The organism is Aestuariibaculum sp. M13, assembly GCF_024723255.1.
GTDB classification, from domain to species: Bacteria; Bacteroidota; Bacteroidia; order Flavobacteriales; family Flavobacteriaceae; genus Aestuariibaculum; species Aestuariibaculum lutulentum.
The window spans coordinates 336,061-355,126 of the sequence record NZ_JANIAC010000001.1 but is presented as its reverse complement, the minus strand read 5'-3'; the positions used below and the strand labels follow the sequence as shown (position 1 = coordinate 355,126).

Sequence of the window (19,066 nt, the reverse complement as noted above, 5' to 3'; positions counted from 1 at the left end):
AATTAGTGATTTAAAGTGCCCGTGTTTAATACTGGAGAAGCATCTTTATCACCGCATAAAATAACCATTAAATTGCTAACCATGGCAGCTTTGCGTTCGTCGTCCAGATTTACGATGTCTTTTTCTCCTAATTTTTCAAGAGCCATTTCTACCATGCTTACTGCGCCTTCAACAATTTTATGTCGGGCAGCTACTATGGCAGTGGCTTGTTGGCGTTTTAACATGGCATTTGCTATTTCCTGAGCATAGGCGAGGTAGCCAATTCTGGCTTCTAAAACTTCAATACCGGCAATCGATAAACGTTCGTGAATTTCTTTTTCAAGGGTTTCGCTTACCTCATTGACACTGGAACGTAAGGTGATATCTTCAGTATGACCATCATCAGCAAAATTATCATAAGGATACATACTCGCTAATTTTCTAACAGCCGCATCGGTTTGTACACGCACGAAATTCTCATAATTATCGACATCAAAAGCCGCTTTATAAGTGTCGGAAACACGCCAGACTAATATGGTACTTATCATAACAGGGTTTCCCAATTTGTCGTTAACTTTTAAGCGTTCACTATCAAAATTACTGGCGCGCAACGATATTTTTTTCTTTGTATAAAATGGATTTACCCAATAAAAACCATTTTTATTAACGGTTCCTATGTATTTTCCAAAAAGCAATAACACTCTAGAGCTGTTTGGTTGAACCATTATAAAGCCTAGCGCAATGATCGCACATAAAATGCTTACTAATAAATAGGCAGGTTCTTCTTTAGTAAAAGTTAGAAAAATGCAGCCAAGTAAAAGGGCTATCAGAATAAATAAGATGATGTAGCCATTTGCGGGAGTAATTACTTTTTCTTTTTTCATGATGAAATATGATATTATTATGATATCATAAAGATATGAAAATATTTTTAATTTTTTTTGCCTATGTCTAAGATTTATAAGGAGTTAGTTTTAATTGTGGTTTTGGTTTTGATATTTATACAGGAGATGAAAGCAGCAAAATGTGGAGAAAGTATTGCTGGGATTGGATGATGGAATCTGACTTTTGAAAGTGATATGAAAAAAGGATATTCAGAATAAAACAGGAAACTCGTTTTGGTGAGTATTTTTTTCGAAGAGGCTCTTGTCAGTATGAATAAAAAAGTCCGGTTGATTTAACCGGACTTTTTTATATGTCATTGAGAACTTAATCTCTGATTTTCTTTTTACGTAATTCGAAGTTCTGACCAAGGTAAACCTTACGCACCATTTCGTCATTGGCTAATTCCTCAGGTTCGCCGGCCTTGAGAATACTTCCTTCAAACATCAGGTAGGTTCTGTCGGTAATCGCCAGAGTTTCCTGTACGTTGTGATCGGTAATTAAAATACCAATGTTCTTTTTGGTTAATTGTGCTACAATACGCTGAATGTCTTCAACCGCTACCGGGTCAACCCCTGCAAAAGGCTCATCTAATAAAATGAAACTTGGGTCGGTGGCCAGAGCACGGGCAATCTCTGTACGACGACGCTCACCACCCGATAATAAATCCCCACGGTTTTTGCGAATATGTCCTAAACCAAACTCCTCGATTAGGGACTCCATTTTATGGAGCTGCTCTTTTTTGCTCAGTTTGGTTAGCTGTAATACACTTAAGATATTGTCTTCAATACTTAATTTTCTGAATACAGAAGCTTCCTGAGCCAGATAGCCGATTCCGTTTTGAGCACGTTTATACATCGGGAATTGCGTAATCTCGGTATTATCTAAAAATATATGTCCGCCGTTAGGTTTTATAAGACCTACAATCATATAGAACGACGTCGTTTTACCGGCACCGTTAGGTCCCAATAATCCAACAATTTCCCCTTGGTGTACTTCAAGAGAAACGTCTTTAACTACTTTTCGTCCGTTGTAGGACTTCATTAAATTTTCGGCTTTTAAAATCATATGTTTAACTCACCAGGTGAGAATTTAATGTTCAGATTTATCTGAACTTATAATTGCTTTTCAAGTTAAAACGCTAAAAATAGAAAAATACTATAAATACGTTCTTTTAATTTACTAACTGTTGTTATTCTTTTGAGGCGTCTTGTCCTTCTAAGGCATCCCAGAATTCATAGGCACGACGCAAATGCGGGATAACAATGGTACCACCAACCAGAGTGGCAATACTTAAAGCTTCAACCACTTCTGCTTTAGTTAAACCTTCTTTGTAGCTGGTTTCTAAATGGTATTTTACACAGTCGTCGCAACGTAAAACAGCCGATGCTACAAGACCTAATAATTCTTTGGTTTTTACATCTAAAGCACCTTCCGCGTAAGCGTTGGTATCTAAATTGAAAATTCGCTTAATAACTTTATTGTTATCAGATAGAATTTTGTCGTTCATTTTAGAACGGTATGCATTAAATTCAGAAACGATATCAGACATGTTCTTTATATAAAAGTTAATTATACTTAATATTTTTACTTTTTACGATTCAAGTGTCACCCTGAGCTCCGCCTGTACTGAGCATAGACGAAGTATCGAAGGGTTATTTTCTCACCGCTTGTGTTGCAGCTTTCTGGTTTCTTACAACCATTTTAGAGATGTAAATACTCGCTTGGTATAGAATTAAAATCGGTATAGCTACAATAACCTGACTCGCAATATCAGGAGGTGTAATAACAGCCGATAAAATCAAAACGATAACCAGGGCAAACTTTCTGTATTTCTTTAATATTTCAGGAGTTACTAAACCTATTTTGGTTAAAAAGTAAATAACTATAGGTAACTCGAAAATTAAACCGGAGGCCAGTACAGACGACCGAACTAAGCCTATGTAAGAGCTAATGTCAATTTGATTTTCAACAACGTCAGAAATGCTGTAATTAGCTAAGAAATTAATAGATAATGGGGTGATAATATAATAGCCAAAAAGCGCTCCTGAAAAGAACAGTAACGAGCAGATAATGATAAATCCACGGGAATGTTTACGTTCATTTTCATGCAATCCGGGGCTAACAAATTTCCAAAGCTGATAAATAGTATAAGGAAATGAGATGATGAAACCGGCCAGAATAGCGGTCCAGATATCAGCAGAAAACTGCCCCGCCATGGTTCTACTTTGAATCATCATCGGGATTTCGTCGTTACAGAACGTAGTCTCAACACCAATAAGGCGTCCCATATTACATAGGAATTCGTAAGTCGGGAAATTCATGCGAATGGGTGCAAAAATAATATCCTCGAAAATAAAACGACTGAATGTAAAGGCTAAAACCGCAACAATCATAATACCGGCACAGATACGAATAAGGTGCCAGCGTAAATCTTCAAGATGGTCTAAAAAAGACATCTCATTTATATTCTTTTTTTCTTTTTTAGCCATTATATGATACCTTCTTTTATTAAATCGTGAATGTGAACCACACCAGCGTAGTTGCCGTTGTCTTCAACCAGAATCTGAGAAATTTCATTGGCTTCCATAATTTCTAAAGCATCAATGGCCATGGCACTCGCTTCAATACGTTTTGGGTTGGTACCCATAATATCTTTGGCAGTCAGGTTTGCGAAACTATCAACTTTGGTAAGCATGCGACGTAAATCCCCATCGGTAATAATTCCGATAATTTTATCATTTTCAACAACGGCTGTTACTCCAAGCATTTTTTCTGTGATTTCAATAATCACATCTTTAATATTTGTAGAGGCTTCAACCTTTGGTTTTTTGTTAACCGATGAAATATCCTGAACACGTAAATACAGTTTTTTACCTAAAGCACCGCCTGGGTGAAATTTGGCAAAATCGTTACTGGTGAATCCGCGTAATTCCAGCAAACAAACCGTTAAAGCATCGCCAATAACCAATTGAGCAGTGGTACTTGTGGTAGGGGCTAAATTGTTCGGACAAACTTCTTTATCCACATAGGCGTTTAAAACGTAATCGGCATGTTGCCCAAGAAATGAATCTTTATTACCAGTAATGGCAATCATTTTATTGTTTACACGCTTAATAAGTGGTACAAGTACTTTTATTTCTGGTGTGTTTCCACTTTTAGAAATACAGATCACCACATCGTCTTTTAAGATTAAGCCAAGATCGCCGTGAATGGCATCGGCAGCATGCATAAATACAGCAGGTGTACCAGTGGAATTTAACGACGCAACTATTTTACTGGCAATAATGGCGCTTTTTCCAATACCTGTGATAATAACACGACCTTTAGAATGGTATATGAGCTCTACGGCTTCGGCAAAATCAGAATCGACAAGATTCGATAAATTTAAAATAGCTTGACTTTCGGCTTCAATAGTTTCTTTAGCTATTTTAATAATTGAATGTTTGTTATTCAAAATTTATGAAATTTTTTAGTTGATGCTTTTGAAGAAATTCTTAACTTTAAATGTAAATAGAATTTAATTTTATAGTAATTTCGATTTTTTTTTACAAAGCTAACGAAAAAAATACGAGGGTTTTCTTAATGCACTATTAAAAAGTCAATTCAAATTTGAGTTTGACGGGGCATGATATAATTAATTAAAATAAATTTTAAAGTTTTCTGATTGATGGAAAAGAGTGACTTGCATTCTGCACTAAAAAAATATTTTGGGTTTAGTAAATTCAAGGGACTTCAGGAAGATGTTGTAGAAAGTATATTATCGGGCAACAATACATTTGTTATAATGCCAACGGGGGGCGGGAAATCGTTATGTTACCAGCTGCCCGCGTTAATGCAGGAGGGGACAGCCATTGTTGTTTCGCCCTTAATCGCATTAATGAAAAATCAGGTAGACGCCATTCGTGGCGTTTCTAATGAAGAAGGTATTGCACACGTGCTGAATTCTTCATTAAACAAAACAGAAATTAAACGGGTTAAAGAGGACATTGTTAACGGGGTAACCAAGTTACTTTACGTGGCTCCGGAATCCTTAACCAAAGAAGAAAATGTTGAGTTTTTACGTTCGGTAAAAATATCGTTTATGGCCATTGATGAAGCACACTGTATTAGTGAGTGGGGCCACGATTTTAGACCGGAGTATCGAAATTTAAGACACATAATTTCTCGAATAGGAGATAATATCCCCATTATTGGGCTTACCGCTACGGCGACGCCTAAAGTACAGGAAGATATTATTAAAAACTTAGGAATTACGGGAGCAAGAACCTTTAAAGCGTCTTTTAACCGTCCTAATTTATACTATGAAGTACGTCCGAAAACCAAAAATGTTGATGCCGATATCATTCGTTTCATCAAACAAAATGCAGGGAAATCGGGTATTGTTTATTGTTTAAGCAGAAAACGCGTTGAAGAACTGGCTCAGGTACTTCAGGTAAATGGTATTAATGCGGTGCCATATCATGCGGGATTAGATGCTAAGTCGCGTTCAAGTTTTCAGGATAAATTCCTGATGGAAGAGGTTGATGTGGTGGTTGCAACCATCGCGTTTGGTATGGGTATCGATAAACCAGACGTACGTTTTGTAATTCACCATGATATTCCTAAAAGTATAGAAAGTTACTATCAGGAAACCGGTCGTGCTGGTCGTGATGGTGGCGAAGGGCACTGTTTAGCATACTATTCGTATAAAGACATTGAAAAATTGGAAAAATTCATGTCGGGGAAACCGGTAGCCGAACAGGAAATCGGACATGCCTTGTTACAGGAAGTGGTCGCTTTCGCGGAAACATCAATCTCACGTCGTAAATTCATCTTGCATTACTTCGGTGAAGAATTCGATAACGAAACCGGTGAAGGTGGGGATATGGATGATAACATCAGACACCCGAAAAAGAAACACGAAGCACAGGACGATGTGGTAGTTTTGTTAGAAACCATTGCCAAAACCAATGAAAAATATAAATCTAAAGATTTGGTTCAGGTGATTACGGGTAAAGAAAATGCCTTAATTAATTCACATAAAACCAACGAGCAGCCATTCTTTGGAAAAGGGAAGGATAAGGATAAAAAGTACTGGATGGCCTTATTACGTCAGGCATTAGTTGCCGGATTGTTAAAGAAGGATATCGAGACTTACGGTGTTATAAAATTATCTCCTGCCGGTAAAGCCTTCCTTGAAACTCCGGAATCATTTATGATGACCGAAGATCACGAGTTCGATAGTTCTGTAGACGATGGTACAATCGTTTCAGCAGCAAAAGCGCAGGCAGCCGTTGCAGATGCCTTACTTATGGATATGCTAAAAGACTTGCGTAAAAAGAATGCGAAGAAATTAGGCGTACCGCCGTTTGTGATTTTTCAGGATCCGTCGTTAGAGGATATGGCTTTAAAATACCCGATAAATTTAACCGAATTAGCCAATGTTCATGGTGTAGGTGAGGGGAAAGCTAAAAAGTATGGAAAAGACTTTGTGGAATTGATAGCCAGGTATGTTGAAGAACACGACATCATTCGTCCGGATGATTTAGTGGTGAAATCTACAGGAACCAATTCAGCAAACAAATTATATATCATCCAGAATATTGACAGAAAATTGCCGCTTGACGATATCGCTTCGGCAAAAGGTCTTCAAATGGATGAGTTTATTAAAGAAATGGAAGCCATTGTATATTCGGGTACCAAACTAAATATCGACTACTGGATTGATGATATTTTAGATGAAGACCAGCAGGAAGAACTGCACGATTATTTTATGGATTCAACAACCGATAATATAGCGACGGCTATTGAAGAGTTTGATGGCGATTACGATGATGAGGAATTACGTTTATACCGTATAAAATTCATCAGCGAAGTAGCCAATTAATTGTCATTCTTTTTATTGAACCATTTTGTTGTTAAGTTTCAGAGTTAAAAGGTGTTCCTTAGTGTGCGTCCTTATGATTCTGAAACTTATTTGTTTATGGACATTCTTATGAAGAAAACTTCAGTTATTATATACTAAGTCAGAGCTATGGTTAAAGTATGGATGTAGTATGGATATAGTATGAAATATACGTTTTTTTGGTAGTGCTCTTTTACAAAAGCATAATATTGAGACCTCTTAATTGTCAAATGATAATTAATTAAGTACCTTTGCACTTTCTTAAAAATTAGAACCATGCAAGACGGATTATACGCAAAATTCAATACAACAAAAGGAGAAATTCTTGTGGCTTTAGAATACAAAAAAACACCTGGAACAGTAGGTAACTTTGTGGCTTTAGCAGAAGGAAATTTAGAGAATAAAGTAAAACCTCAGGGAACACCTTACTACAACGGATTAAAATTCCACCGAGTTATTCCTGATTTTATGATTCAGGGAGGTTGTCCTCAAGGTACAGGTTCTGGAAACCCAGGTTACCAGTTTGATGATGAGTTTCACCCGGAATTAAAGCATGATGGCCCAGGAGTTTTATCTATGGCAAATGCAGGTCCAGGAACTAACGGAAGTCAGTTCTTCATTACGCACGTTGAAACCCCTTGGTTAGATAACAACCATACAGTTTTTGGTAAAGTGGTAGAAGGACAAGATGTTGTTGATGCTATTGCTCAAGGTGATGTTATCGAGTCTTTAGAGATTGTTAGAGTTGGTGCTGAAGCTGAAGCTTATAATGCTGTTGAGGCGTTTAGAACATTTGAAGGTTCAAGAGAGAAGCGTTTAGCTGAAGAGAAAGCAGCTATCGAAGCAGAATTAGATAAATTAGCTACAGGTTTCGAGAAAACCGAAAGTGGTTTACGTTACCAGATCATCCAAAAAGGAAGTGGAGCAAAAGCTACAAAAGGTAAAAATGTTTCTGTTCACTACAAAGGACAGTTAGCAGACGGTACCGTTTTCGATTCATCTTACAAACGTAACCAACCAATCGATTTTCCTGTTGGAATGGGACAAGTAATCTCTGGTTGGGATGAAGGAATCCAATTATTAAGCGTTGGCGATAAAGCGCGTTTTGTTATTCCTAGTCATTTAGGTTACGGAAGTCGCGGTGCAGGTGGTGTAATTCCTCCTAATGCTACTTTAATTTTCGATGTAGAATTAATGAACGTAAAATAAGAGAGTCCTCTTTTTTATAATATGTTAAAGCACTTCATTTTTGAAGTGCTTTTTTTATATTTACTCAATTCGAGATACTTACCAATCTTGAAGGGAACCTTATTTTATATCTTTAGAATGATACGACCTATTCATTATACCGATGCGCAGCAATTGTTGAATATTTATAACTATTATGTTATTAATACCGATGTAACTTTCGATTTGGAACCAACACCATTAAAAGTATTTCAAGAGAAAATTCACAGTATCAGTAAAGATTTTCCGTTTATTGTTTACGAAGAAAACAATGAAATTTTAGGTTATGCTTATGCTGGAAAATTCAGAGAACGTCCAGCTTATAATCATACTTTAGAATCTACAGTCTATGTTAAGAACTCAGCTCATGGAAAACAAATAGGGTCTAAGCTCTATGCTGAACTAATTGCTCAATTAAAACAAACCGATTGCCGTGTTGTTTTAGGTGTTTTAACACTTCCCAATGACGCAAGTGTGAAACTGCATGAAAAATTCGGATTCGAGCTGGTGGGGCATTTAAAAGAAGTTGGTTTTAAATTCAATACCTGGTTAGATGTTGGTATTTTTGAGTTGAAACTGGCTTAACGCTTCCATTTAATGTTACAGCCAATACTTGGTTTTTGAGTCTGTGTATTTTCGATGCCCTCAATTAAACAATCTAAAGCATATGCTAAATCAGCTCCTGTAACAGGAAGTCCGTTGCCTGGTCTAGAATCATCTAATTGTCCGCGATAGGTTAGTTTTAAATCCTTGTTAAAGACATACAAATCCGGTGTGCAGGCGGCATCATAAGCTTTGGCAACTTCCTGTGTTTCATCATATAAATATGGAAACGGATAATTTTCAGCTTCAGCGTGTATTTTCATTTTATCCGGGCCATCTTGTGGGTAGTTAACAACATCGTTACTTGAAATAGCTATAAAATTAATTCCTTTTTCCGCGTAAGCGTTAGCCATATTAACCAAAGTGCTGTTAACATGAATAACAAACGGACAGTGGTTGCAAATAAACATGATAATTGTTCCTTTTTCTCCTTTAGCGTTTTCTAAACTTACCATTTTGTTACTAACCGTGTCATGAAGTGAGAAAAGTGGCGCTTTGGTGCCTAATGGAATCATGTTTGAAGGTGTGTTTGCCATAGCTTTAATTTTATTCAAAGTTCGTAATTATTTATATTTTTGAGAAATGGAACAAACAATAACTTTCGAAGATTTCTCGAAAATAGATTTACGTGTCGGGACGATTATTGAAGTAAACGACTTTCCGAAAGCCCGAAAACCTGCTTATCAATTAACTATTGATTTTGGAGATTTGGGAATTAAAAAGACCTCGGCGCAGATAACGACACTTTACCAAAAGGAAGATTTATTTAACAAACAAATTGTTGCTGTTGTAAATTTTCCGAAGAAGCAAATTGCTAATTTTATGAGTGAGTGCTTAGTTTTGGGAGCTGTAAGTGGTAAAGATGTTATATTACTTAATCCTGAAAAAAAGGTTAAGGATGGTAGCGTAGTGAGCTAAAAACAAAAAAACCGTTAAATGCTTAACGGTTTTATGTAAAAGTATTTACCAGATTAGAATTCTTCTCTAAAGAAAATGGCATTCATCATAAGCTTGTTGGTGCCATACCAAAAGGCTCTAAAATTAGTATTATCTGTAAATGCTACGACTTTACCTTTACCTAAGCGTTTTACTTGAAAAGGTACCGTATTACTTAAGCTGTCCAAATTAGATTTTGAAATGTAACCACTTAAAAGAGGTTTCTCGGTGTACTGAATGGGATTGTTATAGCTGTCTTTATTTGGTTTAATGAAAATGGTGGTGTTTCTAAATAGAGCAATTTTATCATTTTTAAATCCAAAATTTATTGGATGCGAGCGGTCTGTTTTAGCTTCAAAAATAGCACCTTTAATACTTTGAGCGCTTTGGAATTCGCTTTTGTCTTCATAAGAAATATTTTCTGCGATGTGTTCTTGTTTTTTGAATTCCAATTGAATAAGCTCATTCGAATTTAACCATTTAACAGTGTTTTTAAATCCAATGATGGTACCGCCTGAGTTTGTCCATTTTTTTAGTTTTTCAGCAATGTCTTTACTCAAGGAGTTGGTACTAGGAATGATAATGGTATTATATCTGCTTAAATCTGCTTTTTCAAAATTTTTAACATCAAGTTTAGTGGCAGTTATATTATACCTGGTATCGAATAAATGCCAGATCTCACCAGCGTCTAAAGATGAAATACCATCACCTACCAATAAGGCTATTTCAGGCTTTTTTAAAGTTTTAAAATGACGACTACCTAAGTCAATACCATTAGTTAGTCCTGTATTTACACCATCAATTTTAACATAGCTCTCTTTTGCTAAACGGTTTAAAAGGTTAAAAAGCTCATCACTATTTAGTTTTTGATTTTGAACCGGTATTAAAATGGTGCCATAGTCATATTCTTTGTTATTTAAACTAAATGTTTTCATGGCCACTTTAGTTCGTATATTATGATTTAATAGCTGATTAAGTATTTTAGGTGTAAAATATTCATGCCATTCCATAAGGTAGGCAATATTACTTTTTGAATTTACTTGTCCTTCTGAATTTGTTACGTTGTCAATTTTGTTACCCAAATGTTTTGTTGAGATGTTTTCTTCATAATCCAGATTGAAGGCTAACGGAAATGACCAAGCCGAAATATCGTAGAATAAACTATCCTGAAAGCTCGTTCTTTTTTCAAACATAGCGTTGATTAAACGAATGTTTTTTTGGTTTTTAGGAATGATGTAGCTATAGCCTTTTTTGAAAGATTTTCCATTTTCAATAAAATCTTCTTTTAAATTGTAAATTTCAATTTGATGTTGTTCTAAAATTTTGGCAAGTTCATTGGTTTTAGCTGCGTCTTTTTCATCACCAAATATGAAAGCTTTTTTAGCTTCTTTTGAAGCTTCCTCTCTGGCGTTATTGTAAAAATCATGTTGATATTTTAATAAGTCTTCTCTTAATACTGTTGCAGCCTTTAGTGTTGACAGTGCAGTGGAATATTGGTTTCTAATTGTGAAAGGAAATGATATTAAACCGTTATCTGATTCTTGTAAATGACCTCTGGAGCTTGCCTGTTCAAATAAAATACCGATACCGCCATTAATATCCGGAAAAGTAGAACCTTTCCCGTAATAGAAGTCATCGTAGCTTTCTTCGGTAAAGTATAAAGAACCAATTTTATCTAAAGCTTCCGCATGGTAATTCCCAATCTTTTGAGTTAATTCTTGGTTTAATTTTGGTGTAAGGGGGTGGGTTCTTGAAGGGACTCCTGGTTGAAAAAAGAAGGTAGAATTAGTGCCCATTTCATGGTGATCGGTTAAAATATTAGGTAGCCACTTATGATATGTTTTTATTCTAGCTTGCGATTCAGGTAATTGAACAGGTAGCCAGTCTCTGTTCATATCAAACCAGTAGTGATTGGATCGTCCGCCTGGCCAGACTTCTGAATATTCTCTGTCGTTAGGGTCTGAACTTAAATTTATATTTTTATTGGTATTAGCCCAATAGGCGAAGCGCTGCAAACCATCTGGGTTAAAACAAGGATCGAATAAAATGACGGTGTTGTCTAATAATTCTTTAGTGAATTCATCCTGAGCTGCTGCTAAATAGTAAGCTACAATCATGGCAGCATTGGTACCACTAGGTTCGTTACCATGAATAGAAAAGCCTTGATAAACAACTAAAGGCCGGTTGTAATCTTCATTGGCATTTGCTTCAGTGGCGGCAAGATGTTCCGTTCTAATATTTTCTAGATTGGAATGATTTTTCGGAGATGTAATTGTTAATAACAATAGAGGCCTGTCTTCGAAAGTAGTACCTCTGTTTTCAATTGTAATTCTATCTGATGCATTGGCAAGGGCATACATATATTGAACAACTTTATCGTGTGATACATGCCATTTACCAATATCAAATCCTATTACACTTTTTGGGGTTGGAATGTCTTTGTTTAAAGGAACATTAGAATTGATATAATAATTTAGGTCGAGGTTGTTTTGAGCGGATAGGGCAGAGCAAAAAACGAGCAGGAGTAAAAGTATTCGCATTAAATTATTTTTAGGTTAAGTTATAAATATAAAAAAAGTCATTAAACTAATGCTTAATGACTTTCTATATGTTTTAATTTGACTCTATCTTAAATATCGTCGAAATCAATATCTGTAAAACTATCTGTCGATTGGTGTAATTCACCATTTTCACTGGCTACTGTATCGTACTCTTTTTTGAAGTCTTTTTGGTGACGCTCACTAATCACTTCGTCGCCTCTTTCATTTACTATGAAATCGGTCATTTCATTTAAAATTTCTTTAAACTCGGCAAAATCCTCTTTGTAAATATAGATTTTATGTTTCTTATAGTGGAATGACCCGTCGTCGTTGGTAAACTTTTTACTTTCTGTAATGGTTAAGTAATAATCGTCTGCTTTTGTCGATCTCACATCAAAAAAATATGTACGTCTTCCTGCTCTTAATACCTTAGAAAAAATCTCCTCTTTCTCCATCATGTCATTATTGCTCATAGTTGTTAATAGAAATTATTTAAATATTCTTTCAGTACCAAAAATCTAAAAAAAAGTGTTATTAACCAACATTTTATAAGATTTCTTTTTAAAATCTCAATATTTGTTGCATTTTCCTAAAAGAAAACCAGGCTATGTTGTTGATTGTTAATAATTTAATTTTTTAAGCAGAAGTGGTTTCGCTTAACTGTTTCAAATAAAGGTGTTTGTAATAACCGTCTTCGTTGATAAGCGTTTCATGAGTACCTTGCTGAACAATTTTACCGTCGTCTAAAACAATAATCTTATCGGCGTTTTTAGCTGAAGATACACGATGACTGACAATCACAGATGTTTTGTCTTTCGTAATTTTATTCAGTGTTTTTAGGATTTTCTCTTCAGTTTCGGTATCTACAGCAGACAAACAGTCGTCGAATAACAGGATTTTAGGCGATTTTATAATGGCACGTGCAATAGAAACACGTTGTTTTTGTCCTCCCGAAAGTGTAATGCCACGTTCTCCTAAAACGGTATCGTAACCGTTGTTGAATTTTACAATATTTTTATGAACCTGAGCATTTTTTGCAGCTTCAATAACCTCTTCGTCAGAGGCGTTTTCTTTACCGAACTTAATGTTGTTTTTTATAGTATCTGAAAACAGGAAGGCATCCTGAGGTACATAACCAATACTGTCTCTTAAATCGGTTAAGTTATGTTTTTCAATAGAACGTTTATTGATGGTTATTTCTCCCGAATTAATATCGTAAAGCCTTCCAATAAGATCAAGAATGGTCGATTTCCCTGATCCTGTTTTTCCTAAAATAGCGAGAGTTTCTCCCTTTTTAATGTCGAAGCTTACACCTTTTAAAGCCTGAATATTAGTATCGTCGTAGGTGAATGTAACATCTTTAAAAACGATATCACCGGTGATTTCGGTATGGTTTTCAACATTGTTTTGTATTTCAGGTTCAATTTTTAAAAATTCGTTAATCCGTTTTTGAGAAGCCTCAGCTTGCTGGACAATTGAGGTCACCCAACCTACAGTAGCTACTGGCCAGGTAAGCATGTTGACGTATATAATGAATTCGGCAATAGTACCCAAACTTTCTATTCGTCCGTTTATATATTGCATGCCGCCAATGTAAATTACCAAAAGGTTACTGGTACCAATAAGTAGAATCATCATCGGGAAAAACCAGGCTTCAACTTTAGCTAAATTCACCTGTTTGTTTTTACTTTCTTCGGCTAAAACTTCGAAGTTTTTCGAGGTTTGCGGTTCTATACCGTAAGCTTTTATTACCGAAATACCACTGAAAGATTCCTGTGTATAGGTTGATAATTTTGATAAATATTGCTGTACAATTGTACTTCGGTTATGAATCTCTTTACTTAATTTGTAAATAGCTACAGATAAAACAGGTAATGGGATTACAGTATACATAGTTAGCAGCGGAGCCTCATTATACATATAAATGATGGCGATGATGAATAGTGTAATAGTATTTATACTATACATAATGGCCGGCCCTGCATACATACGTACACGACCTACATCTTCACTAATACGATTCATTAAATCGCCAGTTCTGTTTTTCTTGTAAAAATTAAGAGAAAGTTTTTGGTATTGGGCATAAACTTCGTTTTTTAAATCGTACTCAATATAGCGGGAAATGTTAATGATATATTGACGCATGAAAAACGTTAAAATAGCCCCAATAATAGCAGCTCCTACAATGTAAAGGATAATTTCAATAAGTTCACTTTTTATTATTTGTTCTGTAATTTTACCATCAAGATAATTTTCTACAACAACAAATATTTTGCGAACATAACGAGGAGTATAAAGTAAAAAAATACGAGCAATAATGGTGATTAAAATCCCCAGAATTAACTTCGTTTTATATTTTAAAAAGTATTTATTTAAGTGCTGTAATTCTTTCATTGAAATAGATAATCTGCTATGAAGATGTATTTTATATACTAACAGGCAAATATACACGATTCAAACAACAAAAGCAGAATGAAGCTGTAAGCCTTTTGTTAAATATAGTTTAAAGTTCCTATAGAAAAGGGCGTTATAATTTTGGGTTAAGCTTAAAATGAAGAAATAACCAAAAACATGAAGTAAATGTTTGAAAATAGTATTATTTTTGCAGCCTGAAACCAAATGAGTTTTTAGGTTAAAATAAATTTAAGTTCCTTGTAATTATGTTAAACAGAAGACATATACGTGTAAAAGTAATGCAAACCCTTTATGCTTATAAAGGAGGAGAAAGTGACGATTTTAGTAAAGATCAAAAGTTTTTACTGTTTAGCATAGACAATATGTACAATTTGTACTTATTGAGTATTTCCCTACTTCTGGAGGTGCAAAAACGCGCTGAAAGCGACTTAGTAAAAAAGCAAAACAAAATTTTAGCAACTAAAGAGGATAAAGATCCAAACCGTAAGTTTGTTAATAATGAGGTACTGAATCTGCTTCAGGAGAATTATCAGTTGAAAAATCAGTTAGAGGTTCATAACATTAATAACTGGCAGTTAGACGACGAGTATGTAGAGGTTATTTTTAAAGCCATTACATCGAGTGAATTGTATGAAGAATACATGAAAACACGTGTGTCTGACTTTAAAGAAGATAAAGAATTTATCGTTGATGTATTTAAAGATATTATAGCCCCTAACGAAAAGCTTTACGAATATCTGGAAGATAAAAATTTAACCTGGTTAGACGATCTTCCAACCGTTAACACGACTATTTTAAAGTTATTACGTAAGGTGAAGCCATCGTCTTCAGAGACACATTTTACACCAAAACTTTACAAAGATTTAGACGATAAGCAGTTTGCTATCGATTTATTCAAAAAGACCTTATTAAACCGTACAGCGGTTAATAAGGAAATCGATGAAAAAACTCAAAACTGGGATTCCGATCGTATTGCGAATATTGATTATGTGTTACTTCAAATGGCTATTAGCGAGATTAAGCATTTCCCGTCTATTCCTGTAAAAGTTACCATCAACGAATATCTAGAAATCGCGAAAGAATACTCGACGCCTAAGAGTAGCATTTTTATTAATGGTATTTTAGATAAACTTGTAAAAGAGTATGAAGATGCCGGAACCCTTAATAAAGTAGGGCGCGGCTTGATGTAGAAGACTTTAGTAAAGTCAGAATAGAAATAAAAAATCATTTTTAAGTAAAATAGTGTTAACGCATAAACAAAAGTTTTTAAACGGGTAAATAATTTCTATTTTTACATCATTAATACTAAATAAATTTTACAATGAAGAAATTAATATTAGGATTAAGTGCATTAAGCTTAATAGCATTTACATCTTGCAAAGAAAACGCTGCTCAAAAAATAGAAGAGGCTAATGTAATTGCTGCGGCTGAAAGAGATGCAGTAGCATCAAAATTCCCAAAAATTGAGTTTAACGAAACAGAGCACGATTTTGGTGAAATTGAAAAAGGAACGCCAGTTGAAACAACTTTTACATATAAGAACGTTGGTGAGGCTCCTTTAGTTATTACAGATATCAAAAGTTCTTGCGGATGTACTGTGCCAAAAGACTGGAGTAGAGAACCTTTAGCTCCGGGTGAAACAGCTGAGTTTTCAGTGAAGTTTAATGGTAGTGGTGCTAATAAAATTTCAAAAACTATTACTGTAACAGCAAATACAGAAAAAGGTTCGGAGATTGTAAAAATTACAGCTTTCGTAAAACCTGACGCTGCTCAGTAATTAAAAAGTAACCAAGCTGTTCAGGCAGCAATTTAAATACATAAAATAATGGGAGAAGGAATCGGTCAGTTTTTACCGTTTTTACTAATGTTTGCGGTGGTATATTTCTTTATGATTGCACCACAAATGAAAAAGGCTAAGAAAGAGAAAAAATTCGCTTCAGAATTAAAAAAGGGCGACAAAGTAATTACCAAAAGCGGTATGCACGGTAAAATTTTGGAACTTAACGATAAGGACGGAAGTTGCGTTATTGAAACGTTGTCTGGTAAAGTTAAGTTTGAACTTTCAGCTATTTCAATGGAATTAAGTGCAAAACTAAATCCTGTAGAAACTAAAAAGTAATTCGTTACTCAATTAATATAAAAAAGGCTTTCCAACAGGAAGGCCTTTTTTATTTGTCAAAATCAGGTATGGGGTAGGGTAATTTTACTTAGGTGTCTTGCTTACAGAAAACTTAAGGTAAGTGTCTAACAAACCCCTAAATCTATGAAAGCCGTTTCTGTACTATTTTTTTAATGGTTATCAACTTAATTTGTTTTTATGAGTTTTAAAATGATGATGGATATCAAGCCGACTATACTGTTGTAGCTTCATCTTTCGATAAATTCTTTTATCAGGTTTTAAAGAAGAAGAAATTACCCGGTTTAGCTAATAAAAGCAAATCTTAAGTTTGTAGATTCAACGTGTTTAATCCGTCAAATAGTGTTAAAATGGTCGTACATTAAATTTTTTTTAAATTTTTTTTCCTTTCGTTTTATCTGGATTTTTCGAGGGCTGTTTTTCTGTTCTAAATCTATTTTACATAATCTTTGTTAAGTGTTATGGTTACACGTTTTAGAGGGTATTCTTATTTGTAAGAAATCATTCGAAAAGCAAGTGAAATATCGACAACAAATTAACAGCTGTTAACAACATCTTAGCCTTGTCTTAACGTCTTCGATTTGCGTAAAGCCTTGTGTTTTCGTACATTTGCAGTATGGAAAAAGGGATTCATGAAATACAAAACAACAGAATTTTTAATTTTAACTTTCTAGTTTTTAGAAACCAGTCCGATAAATTTATTCCTCCTAGCACTTCCAATTAAGTATTCTATTTGTAAGACATTTTTGTCTTACCCGAACACGTTATCGCCTTTAGATATTTAAGTTTTTTAAGTATCTGCAGCTTTAATTAATTCTAATATGATTATTGCGCGTCTGAGCATCAGGTGTGCTAAAAACATATATCTGTTAATGACTATTAAAACTTTTGATGCCTTTTCGAGGCTGTCAATTATTGATATCAATCGAATAACTAATTTTTTGTACCGTTATTCAGGAGAATTCAGAGATACAAAAAGTGCTATAAAGAAATCTATTCTGTATGCCGGCAAAGAAATTCCCGGGTTGGGAGGTTATGTATTTGTTGTAGAACAGCATAACGAGATTATTGGTGCAACGGTAGTAAACCGTACGGGTATGAACGAGTATATTCCCGAGAATATTCTGGTTTATATTGCCGTAAAGGAAGAGTATAGAGATCAAGGTATTGGAAGCGAATTAATTAAGTATACAAAAACGTATTGTGATGGCGATATTTCAATTCATATAAATAAAGATAATCCGGTAATTAAATTATTCGAAAAACAAGGGTTTAAACCCCGAAATATCGAAATGCGACTGGTTAAAGACTAGGTTTTATTAATTACAAACAAACAACGAAAGATGAAAATTTTATATATCAAAAGAGAAACGAAATACGAAAAGCGCCATACAGTTAAAATGGGTGAGTTAACCACTAAAGTCACTTACATCAAAAGATACTTATTAGGCCTGCCTATTGCAACGCTTCACAAATATCGTGAGACTTATTACGGTGAAGTTAAAGATTGTAACGACTGCATGCTTTTTGTTTAACATTCAATCATAACATATTAAATATAAATAACTAATGGCTTTAAGTAGTTGCTGTAATTGGCTTCTACCGAAGCGTTATGTCTAATCACTAAACAAAAAATAAGTAAACAAACAACACATGAAAGTACTAGTAATTGGAGCAGGTAACATGGGATTAACCTATGCTGAAGGGATGTCTAAATCCAAACTGTTAAAAAAGAAAAACATTATGGTTTTAGATAAGTCTGAAGAGAAGCTTGAAGAGCTTCATCAAATTTCACACTTTGATGCCTTTAGTGAACTTAAAGATTGTGTGCCACAGGCTGACATTATCTTTATCGCGGTTAAACCATACCATGCCGAAGGCGTATTTAAAGCCATTAAACCGCTTGTAAATTCGCAGCAAATACTTGTTTCCATTATGGCAGGTGTGACCATCACATCTATACAAGAGATTACAGGCTTAACAAAAATTGTTAGAGCCATGCCAAATTTACCGGCACAAATAGGTAAAGGATTAACATCGTATGTTATTTCTCCTGACGTTTCAAGAATTGAAATGTTAACCGTAGAGAGTTTATTAGATACCACCGGAAAATCCATTCAGGTAAGCAACGAGCAATTTATCGATGCTTCTACAGGTATTTCGGGTAGTGGTCCGGCTTACGTTTTCTACTTTATGCAAAGTATGATGGAAGCTGCGCTGCAAATGGGCTTTTCAAAAGAGGATTCTACCATTTTGGTAAGACAAACCTTTACAGGAGCTGTCGAGCTGTTCAATCAATCCAACTTATCACCTAATTCATGGATGGAACGCGTAGCTTCAAAAGGAGGAACAACACGAGCAGCATTAGACTCGATGGAAGACAATAATGTAAACGAATTAATTAAAGATGCTGCATTTGCTGCTTTTAACAGGGCAGTAGAATTAGGTAAAGAATATTAA

At 34.9% G+C, this 19,066-nt stretch carries 19 protein-coding genes; 10 read left to right on the top strand and 9 right to left on the bottom strand.

What is annotated here, in order from left to right; translation table 11 throughout:
* Positions 1-2: 2 nt before the first annotated feature.
* The 5 genes from NO995_RS01470 to NO995_RS01450 form a co-directional block, all read right to left on the bottom strand.
* Positions 3-863: an SPFH domain-containing protein gene (locus NO995_RS01470; RefSeq protein WP_258225990.1), complete on the bottom strand. Its 861-nt coding sequence runs from the start codon at positions 861-863 to the stop codon at positions 3-5.
* Between the two features lie 325 nt (positions 864-1,188).
* Positions 1,189-1,929, bottom strand: coding sequence for an LPS export ABC transporter ATP-binding protein (gene lptB / locus NO995_RS01465; RefSeq protein ID WP_240571479.1), 741 nt, complete (start codon positions 1,927-1,929; stop codon positions 1,189-1,191).
* Between the two features lie 124 nt (positions 1,930-2,053).
* Entirely contained in the window at positions 2,054-2,413 is a 360-nt protein-coding gene (locus NO995_RS01460; RefSeq protein WP_258225989.1) for a carboxymuconolactone decarboxylase family protein, read from the bottom strand.
* Positions 2,414-2,516: 103 nt separating this feature from the next.
* Positions 2,517-3,353 carry a twin-arginine translocase subunit TatC gene (gene tatC / locus NO995_RS01455; RefSeq protein ID WP_240571477.1) on the bottom strand — a complete coding sequence of 279 codons (837 nt, stop codon included), beginning with the start codon at positions 3,351-3,353 and terminating at the stop codon, positions 2,517-2,519.
* Positions 3,353-4,318, bottom strand: a complete 966-nt coding sequence (locus tag NO995_RS01450) for an SIS domain-containing protein (RefSeq protein WP_240571474.1) — start codon at positions 4,316-4,318, stop codon at positions 3,353-3,355. The genes tatC and NO995_RS01450 overlap by 1 nt, the downstream gene beginning before the upstream one ends.
* Before the next feature lie 213 nt (positions 4,319-4,531).
* Between NO995_RS01450 and NO995_RS01445 the strand changes: the two genes are divergently transcribed.
* The 3 genes from NO995_RS01445 (at position 4,532) to NO995_RS01435 (ending at position 8,560) form a co-directional block, all read left to right on the top strand.
* On the top strand, positions 4,532-6,730 hold the full coding sequence (locus tag NO995_RS01445) for an ATP-dependent DNA helicase RecQ (RefSeq protein ID WP_240571473.1): 2,199 nt from the start codon (positions 4,532-4,534) through the stop codon (positions 6,728-6,730).
* Between the two features lie 294 nt (positions 6,731-7,024).
* Positions 7,025-7,957 carry a peptidylprolyl isomerase gene (locus NO995_RS01440; RefSeq protein ID WP_240571469.1) on the top strand — a complete coding sequence of 311 codons (933 nt, stop codon included), beginning with the start codon at positions 7,025-7,027 and terminating at the stop codon, positions 7,955-7,957.
* Between the two features lie 117 nt (positions 7,958-8,074).
* Complete coding sequence (locus tag NO995_RS01435) at positions 8,075-8,560, top strand: GNAT family N-acetyltransferase (RefSeq protein ID WP_258225988.1); 486 nt, start codon at positions 8,075-8,077, stop codon at positions 8,558-8,560.
* On the opposite strand, the gene NO995_RS01430 is transcribed toward NO995_RS01435, so the two are convergent.
* The gene (locus NO995_RS01430; RefSeq protein ID WP_258226885.1) at positions 8,557-9,114 is read right to left on the bottom strand and encodes a thioredoxin family protein; all 558 of its coding nucleotides are present in this window, start codon (positions 9,112-9,114) and stop codon (positions 8,557-8,559) included. The genes NO995_RS01435 and NO995_RS01430 overlap by 4 nt on opposite strands.
* A gap of 46 nt (positions 9,115-9,160) precedes the next feature.
* On the opposite strand from NO995_RS01430, the gene NO995_RS01425 reads away from it, so the two are divergent.
* On the top strand, positions 9,161-9,496 hold the full coding sequence (locus NO995_RS01425; protein WP_258225987.1) for a tRNA-binding protein: 336 nt from the start codon (positions 9,161-9,163) through the stop codon (positions 9,494-9,496).
* Positions 9,497-9,549: 53 nt separating this feature from the next.
* On the opposite strand, the gene NO995_RS01420 is transcribed toward NO995_RS01425, so the two are convergent.
* The 3 genes from NO995_RS01420 to NO995_RS01410 all read right to left on the bottom strand — a co-directional run bounded on the left by NO995_RS01420 (position 9,550) and on the right by NO995_RS01410 (position 14,448).
* A complete protein-coding gene (locus NO995_RS01420) occupies positions 9,550-12,054 on the bottom strand; it encodes a M14 family metallopeptidase (RefSeq protein WP_258225986.1) in 2,505 nt (834 codons plus the stop codon).
* 89 nt (positions 12,055-12,143) lie between these two features.
* A complete protein-coding gene (locus tag NO995_RS01415; protein ID WP_240571461.1) occupies positions 12,144-12,527 on the bottom strand; it encodes a PUR family DNA/RNA-binding protein in 384 nt (127 codons plus the stop codon).
* Between the two features lie 163 nt (positions 12,528-12,690).
* Positions 12,691-14,448, bottom strand: a complete 1,758-nt coding sequence (locus NO995_RS01410; protein ID WP_258225985.1) for an ABC transporter ATP-binding protein — start codon at positions 14,446-14,448, stop codon at positions 12,691-12,693.
* 299 nt (positions 14,449-14,747) lie between these two features.
* On the opposite strand from NO995_RS01410, the gene nusB reads away from it, so the two are divergent.
* The 6 genes from nusB to proC all read left to right on the top strand — a co-directional run bounded on the left by nusB (position 14,748) and on the right by proC (position 19,066).
* Complete coding sequence (gene nusB / locus NO995_RS01405) at positions 14,748-15,659, top strand: transcription antitermination factor NusB (RefSeq protein ID WP_240571457.1); 912 nt, start codon at positions 14,748-14,750, stop codon at positions 15,657-15,659.
* 131 nt (positions 15,660-15,790) lie between these two features.
* Positions 15,791-16,246, top strand: coding sequence for a DUF1573 domain-containing protein (locus NO995_RS01400; protein WP_240571455.1), 456 nt, complete (start codon positions 15,791-15,793; stop codon positions 16,244-16,246).
* Positions 16,247-16,294: 48 nt separating this feature from the next.
* Positions 16,295-16,588, top strand: a complete 294-nt coding sequence (gene yajC / locus NO995_RS01395; RefSeq protein ID WP_240571452.1) for a preprotein translocase subunit YajC — start codon at positions 16,295-16,297, stop codon at positions 16,586-16,588.
* An 890-nt stretch (positions 16,589-17,478) separates the two neighbouring features.
* Positions 17,479-17,919, top strand: coding sequence for a GNAT family N-acetyltransferase (locus NO995_RS01390; protein WP_258225984.1), 441 nt, complete (start codon positions 17,479-17,481; stop codon positions 17,917-17,919).
* Positions 17,920-17,949: 30 nt separating this feature from the next.
* Positions 17,950-18,141: a hypothetical protein gene (locus tag NO995_RS01385; RefSeq protein WP_258225983.1), complete on the top strand. Its 192-nt coding sequence runs from the start codon at positions 17,950-17,952 to the stop codon at positions 18,139-18,141.
* 118 nt (positions 18,142-18,259) lie between these two features.
* Entirely contained in the window at positions 18,260-19,066 is an 807-nt protein-coding gene (gene proC, locus NO995_RS01380; RefSeq protein ID WP_258225982.1) for a pyrroline-5-carboxylate reductase, read from the top strand.

Coding starts and splice junctions, on each gene's coding strand:
- NO995_RS01470 (WP_258225990.1), bottom strand. CDS start 863: ATGAAAAAAGAAAAAGTAATTACTCCCGCAAATGGCTACATCATCTTA.
- lptB (WP_240571479.1), bottom strand. CDS start 1,929: ATGATTTTAAAAGCCGAAAATTTAATGAAGTCCTACAACGGACGAAAA.
- NO995_RS01460 (WP_258225989.1), bottom strand. CDS start 2,413: ATGTCTGATATCGTTTCTGAATTTAATGCATACCGTTCTAAAATGAAC.
- tatC (WP_240571477.1), bottom strand. CDS start 3,353: ATGGCTAAAAAAGAAAAAAAGAATATAAATGAGATGTCTTTTTTAGAC.
- NO995_RS01445 (WP_240571473.1), top strand. CDS start 4,532: ATGGAAAAGAGTGACTTGCATTCTGCACTAAAAAAATATTTTGGGTTT.
- NO995_RS01440 (WP_240571469.1), top strand. CDS start 7,025: ATGCAAGACGGATTATACGCAAAATTCAATACAACAAAAGGAGAAATT.
- NO995_RS01435 (WP_258225988.1), top strand. CDS start 8,075: ATGATACGACCTATTCATTATACCGATGCGCAGCAATTGTTGAATATT.
- NO995_RS01430 (WP_258226885.1), bottom strand. CDS start 9,114: ATGGCAAACACACCTTCAAACATGATTCCATTAGGCACCAAAGCGCCA.
- NO995_RS01425 (WP_258225987.1), top strand. CDS start 9,161: ATGGAACAAACAATAACTTTCGAAGATTTCTCGAAAATAGATTTACGT.
- NO995_RS01420 (WP_258225986.1), bottom strand. CDS start 12,054: ATGCGAATACTTTTACTCCTGCTCGTTTTTTGCTCTGCCCTATCCGCT.
- NO995_RS01415 (WP_240571461.1), bottom strand. CDS start 12,527: ATGAGCAATAATGACATGATGGAGAAAGAGGAGATTTTTTCTAAGGTA.
- NO995_RS01410 (WP_258225985.1), bottom strand. CDS start 14,448: ATGAAAGAATTACAGCACTTAAATAAATACTTTTTAAAATATAAAACG.
- nusB (WP_240571457.1), top strand. CDS start 14,748: ATGCAAACCCTTTATGCTTATAAAGGAGGAGAAAGTGACGATTTTAGT.
- NO995_RS01400 (WP_240571455.1), top strand. CDS start 15,791: ATGAAGAAATTAATATTAGGATTAAGTGCATTAAGCTTAATAGCATTT.
- yajC (WP_240571452.1), top strand. CDS start 16,295: ATGGGAGAAGGAATCGGTCAGTTTTTACCGTTTTTACTAATGTTTGCG.
- NO995_RS01390 (WP_258225984.1), top strand. CDS start 17,479: ATGACTATTAAAACTTTTGATGCCTTTTCGAGGCTGTCAATTATTGAT.
- NO995_RS01385 (WP_258225983.1), top strand. CDS start 17,950: ATGAAAATTTTATATATCAAAAGAGAAACGAAATACGAAAAGCGCCAT.
- proC (WP_258225982.1), top strand. CDS start 18,260: ATGAAAGTACTAGTAATTGGAGCAGGTAACATGGGATTAACCTATGCT.